The organism is Microbacterium sp. (assembly GCF_049661145.1).
Taxonomy (GTDB): Bacteria; Actinomycetota; Actinomycetes; order Actinomycetales; family Microbacteriaceae; genus Microbacterium.
Genome location: NZ_JBASZT010000179.1, coordinates 1 through 4,987, shown reverse-complemented (window position 1 = coordinate 4,987; position 4,987 = coordinate 1). Strand labels below are relative to the sequence as shown.

General features: G+C 70.6%; 5 protein-coding genes. 3 read left to right on the top strand and 2 right to left on the bottom strand.

Going from position 1 to position 4,987, the window contains the following annotated elements:
• Together phnE (WBP48_RS07885) and phnE (WBP48_RS07880) are read left to right on the top strand one after the other, a co-directional pair.
• The coding region (gene phnE, locus WBP48_RS07885) for a phosphonate ABC transporter, permease protein PhnE (RefSeq protein ID WP_424438596.1) at positions 1-780 on the top strand (780 nt) is incomplete at its 5' end.
• The gene (phnE, locus tag WBP48_RS07880) at positions 777-1,640 is read left to right on the top strand and encodes a phosphonate ABC transporter, permease protein PhnE (RefSeq protein WP_424438593.1); all 864 of its coding nucleotides are present in this window, start codon (positions 777-779) and stop codon (positions 1,638-1,640) included. The genes phnE (WBP48_RS07885) and phnE (WBP48_RS07880), both read left to right, overlap by 4 nt.
• Positions 1,641-1,757: 117 nt before the next feature.
• Here the strand turns inward: phnE (WBP48_RS07880) and WBP48_RS07875 are convergent, their stop codons facing one another.
• Together WBP48_RS07875 and WBP48_RS07870 are read right to left on the bottom strand one after the other, a co-directional pair.
• Complete coding sequence (locus WBP48_RS07875) at positions 1,758-2,876, bottom strand: glycosyltransferase (RefSeq protein WP_424438590.1); 1,119 nt, start codon at positions 2,874-2,876, stop codon at positions 1,758-1,760.
• 14 nt (positions 2,877-2,890) lie between these two features.
• Entirely contained in the window at positions 2,891-4,123 is a 1,233-nt protein-coding gene (locus WBP48_RS07870; RefSeq protein WP_424438587.1) for a glycosyltransferase, read from the bottom strand.
• A 249-nt stretch (positions 4,124-4,372) separates the two neighbouring features.
• Between WBP48_RS07870 and WBP48_RS07865 the strand changes: the two genes are divergently transcribed.
• Complete coding sequence (locus WBP48_RS07865) at positions 4,373-4,984, top strand: hypothetical protein (protein ID WP_424438584.1); 612 nt, start codon at positions 4,373-4,375, stop codon at positions 4,982-4,984.
• Positions 4,985-4,987: the final 3 nt, after the last annotated feature.

The window sequence follows — 4,987 nt, the reverse complement described above, 5'->3', positions numbered from 1 at the left end:
ACCCCGCGCCCGACGCGGCCCCGTCCGCCCGCCGCGCTGTGGCTCGGCATCGCCGTCGTCGCCATCATCACAGTGGTCGCCGCAGTCGCGATCGACTTCACGCTCATCCCCCGCATCCGCGACGTCGATGGGTGGCTGCAGATCCTCTCCGGGTTCGCGCAGCCGAACTGGAGCTACTTCCCCCGCGTGCTGGGACCGCTGTGGGAGACGATCTCCACCGCGGTCGTCGCCACCGCGATCGGAAGCGTGCTGGCGCTCGTCGCGGCGATGCTGTGCTCGCGGGTGACGACCCGCAACGCCGTCGTGTACCGCGTCTCCAAGCTGGTGCTCGCTGTCGTGAGGTCGCTGCCGGATGTCGTGTGGGCGCTGCTGTTCGTGGTGATGATCGGCCGCGGCCCGCTCGCCGGCACGTTCGCCCTCATTTTCTTCTCGCTCGGCATCGTCGCCAAGCTCACCGCCGAAACGGTGGATGCCGTCGACCGCGGCCCCCTCGAAGCGGTCGACTCGGCCGGCGGCACCGGCTTTCAGCGGGCGCGCGCCGCGGTCGTGCCACAGATCGTGCCGGGCTACGCGTCGTACGTGCTGTACGTCTTCGAACTGAACGTGCGCGCGTCTCTCGTGCTCGGCCTCGTCGGCGCCGGCGGGATCGGCCAGCTCATCCAGGTGCAGCTGGCGCGCTACAACTACGAGAACATCTCGCTGATCATCATCGTGATCTTCGTGCTCGTTTTCATCCTGGACCAGTTCTCGGGCTGGCTGCGCAAGAGGCTGACACGATGACCGCCGCCGTGGAGTTCGCCCCCCGGCGGCCGACTCCGCCCAGCAGGCTGGGACGCACGCTGTGGGAACTGGCGGCGCTCGGCGTGTTCGCGCTGTGCGTCTCGGGGCTGGATGCCGACTGGGAGACGCTCGCGCAGGCTCCGGCGTCGGCGTGGGAGTACACGCAGCTGATGGTCCGCGGCATCCTCAACAATCCCTTCGCGCAGCCGTACTCGGAGTACTGGCTGACGGCGATCGAGTACATGATGGCCTCGCTCGCGATGGCCTGGATCGGCACCGCGATCGCCGCGGTTCTCTCGCTGCCGGTGGGGCTGCTCGCGGCGCGGAACGTGTCGCCCGCATGGGTCGTCTTTCCCGTGCGTCAGGTGCTCAACGCGATTCGCGCCGTGCCCGATCTCATCTTCGCGATCGTCATCATGATCCCGGTGTTCGGGCTCGGTCCCCTCGCGGGGGCCCTGGCACTGGGACTCGGGTCGATCGGCACGATCGGCAAACTGACCGCGGAGGCGATCGAAGGAGTGCCCCCGGCGACCATCGACGCCGTCCGCGCGACCGGCGCCAGGCAGGTGCAGGTCCTGCGCTGGGGCGTCATCCCGCAGGTCGCGCCCGAGATCGCATCGTTCTGGCTGTACCGGTTCGAGGTGAACATCCGCGCCGGGGCGATCCTGGGCGCCGTCGGCGCCGGCGGCATCGGCTCGCTGCTGTCGCAGCTGTTCCGGCTGCGGGATTGGGACCGCATCGGCATCGCGCTGTTCACGATCATCGCCATCACGATGATCGTCGATGCCATCTCGGGCGCGGTCCGCCACCGCATCATCGGGAACGAGGAGCCGCCCGGCCGTCGCCGGCGGCCGCGCTGACCCCTGGTCGGGGTCTGGGTCATGTCACGGGACTTTCGCGTCAGCTTTTCAGTGGCGTTGCCGCGCCGTGGGGGCGAGAAAGTCTGCCCAGGGATGCGAGACTCTCGCGTCAGCTTTTCAGCGCCGGCGCGCTCGCAGCGATGCCACGGCATCGAGGAGCACGCCGGCGGATCGCTCCCACGAGAACCGCCCGATGTGCGCCGTCCCCGCCGCGACGACCGCGTCCCGCACCGCGGCATCGTCCAGCGCGGTGACGGCGGCGGCGAAGGCCGCGGCATCCGTGCCCGGAACGTACCGCGCACCGTCGCCCGCGACCTCGCGGAAGATCGGCATGTCGGTCACGACGGCGGGCACACCCAGCGCGAGCGCTTCGGCCACCGGCAGGCCGTAGCCTTCGTCGAGGGATGCCGAGACCAGCACGGCCCGGTCGGCCAGCAGCGCGGCGTACTCGGCATCCGTCACACCGTCGTGGAAGACGACGTCGGCGCCGGCGGGATCGATCAAGGCCGCCAGCTCCGCACGACGCGCCGGCGACACCCGCGACAGCAGGTGCAACGTGCGTCCGGGCAGCATCCCGGCCGCGCGCACGAGGGTCTCGACGTTCTTGTACGGCATGAACGAGCCCATGTACACGAGGTTCCGCGTGCCGGGAGCGACGGCCGCACCCGGCGGCAGCAGCTCGGCGAGCCGCTGCGGCGCGTTCGGGACGACCACCACGGGGCGCTTCGTCAGCCGCACGCGCGCGAACTCCGCGGCACTCGTCTCGCTGACCGTGGCGACGGCATCGGCGGCGTTGAGCGTGAGCCGCTGCGGCACGTACGACAGGTGGAACAGCCGCCAGCCGAGCCGCACGTACCAGGGGAGGTCCCGCGGGGGCGTGCGATGCCGGTAGTAGATCGTGTCGTGGAGCGTCAGGATCAGACCGAACCGCCGGCCGAGCGACCCGATCGTCTGCATCGGCGAGAACACGGCATCCGGCCGGTACCGGTTCAGCAGCAGCGCCGTGAACGGCTCGCGCAGCGCTGTCGGCGGGTGGATGCGGAGCACGCGCGCGCCGGATCGTTGGGCCCCGCGCGGCAGGAACGCCCGCTGCGCCTCGTCGTGGATGAGGAACGCCACCTCGACACCCCGCGCCGGCGCCGCCGCTGCGACGGCGGCCGCGAGCTCGGCCGAATAGCGGCTGATCCCGTCGTGGAAATCCGTCCGGATGTAGCGCGCGTCGAAGAGCAGCCGCATGTCGGGTCGCCTCCTCAGACCGGCGGCAGGGCGGGCAGCGGCTCGCCGCGATACAGCGCCTCGAAGGTGTCGAGCGTGTGCTCGATGTCGTGGATCTTCACGCCGTCGAGCGACGCCCGCTGCATCCGCAGGTACTCTTCCGGCGTCGCCGTGAGCACCCGCCGGAGCTTGTCGGCGAGGTCGTCCACGTTGCCGGGCTCGAAGAGGTAGCCGTTGATCCCGTCGTGGACGAGGTGCGGGAGCGCCACGGCATCCGCCCCCACGATCGGCAGCCCCGAGGCCATCGCCTCCATCGTCGCGATGGACTGCAGCTCGGCGATCGACGCGATCGCGAACACGTCGGCCTTCGTGTACGCGGCGCGCAGATCGTCCTCGTCGACGCGGCCGTGGAACCTCACCCGGTCGGCGATGCCGAGCCGCTGCGCCGTCTGCTCGAGGTTGCGACGCTGGTCACCGCCGCCGACGATGTCGAACGAGATGTCCGGCAGCTCGGGGGCGAGCTGTGCGACGGCCTGCAGCGTGACCTCGACGTGTTTCTCGGTCGTGAGGCGCCCGACGAACAGCACGCGCGAGTGCTCCCGCGGTGTGAGATCGGCGGTGTAGTTGCGCTTGTCGATACCGCAGCTGATCGGGATCACGCCGTGGATGTCGATCGTGTTCTCGAGGAACTCGGCCGCCCTGCGGGTGGGCGTCGTAACGGCGCGCGACATGTCGAAGGTACGCTTCGCATCGTCCCAGGCGAGCCTGATCGCCACCTTGTCGAGCAGCGGCGGCAGGGTCGTGAAGTCGATGATGTTCTCGGCCATGACGTGGTTGGTCGCGATCACGGGGATGCCGCGGTGCCGCGCGATCCGCGTCAGGGCACGGCCCAGCACGATGTGCGACTGGCTGTGCACGACGTCGGCGGGCACCTCGTCGAGGAGTTTGCGCGAATAGCGCTTGGCCATCCAGGGGAGCACGAACCGGAGCCAGTCGTGCGGATACCAGCGCCACCCCGGTGGGCGGTGGACCGTGATCTCCTGCCCCTCGATCGTCTCACGGAAGGTGCCGTGCTGCGCATGCGTGACACTGGGGGTCAGCACGTGGACGTCGTGCCCGCGACCGGCCATGCCCGCCGCGAGCCGCTCCGCGAAGCGGGCGGCACCGTTGACATCGGGCGAGAAGGTGTCGGCGGCGATGACGATCGTGAGCGGCCGATTCGAGTGGTGCGCGCGCGGAGAGTCTTCGGGTGTCGCGGATTCGGTCACGGGGGTGCGAGGCCAATCTATGCGGCGGCAGCCGTCCGGGGATCGCAGTGGCCGCCGCCGACGAGTCTAGCCGAGCGGTCGGAACCGGGCTGCGAGGCGCTCAGGGGCGCGAAGCGCCGAGTGCGCCGGTTCATGTCGACCGGGCCGGTCGGGAACGGCACGCAAGGGGTGCTCTCGGCACGCATCGGCGCACTCGGCGAAAGCGTCTCGAGAGATGAGGACTCCAGCGCCAACGCGTACCCTGGGGTCATGCCTCGACTGTCGGCCGTCGCCGATCCGGAGCGGTGGGTGCCGGTGACGGAATCGTTCGGGTTCGGCGGGCGCCGGGCCCGAAAGAAGGCGATCCGGATGCTGCTGGGTCACGCGAACGCCGCGCTCGGCGTGCAGCCCGGAGCGGGTGGCGGCGGCTTCACCGCGTGGGCGATGAGCCAGGCCGCGCCGGCGCTCATGCGCAAGGCCGCCGGCCGCGTGCTCGTGTGGGTGTGGAAGGCCGAGCCCGAGCTGATGGTCGTGATGGCGCAGCTGCAGTCGGCGACCCCGCAGCTGCGCACGGCGCGAGCGATGATGCCGATGGAGTACGACGACACCGAGAACTTCCGCGGCACCTACCTCGGCATGGGCGAGAAGCTGTTCATGCCGACGCCGCCGCCCGCGCGGGAAGGTGCCGCGCCGTCGCCGCCGTTCGTGACGTACACGTGGGATACCGGCAGCCACTTCGTCACGGCGACCGCCGTCGGCGGCGACCGCGAGCGCTTCGGCACCGTCATCGGCGCCGTGGACGAGCTCGCCCGCACGCTCCGGATCGTCGACGACCTCGCGGTGCGCGAGGCCCCCGGCATCCTGCGGCTCGATCCCGCCTGACCC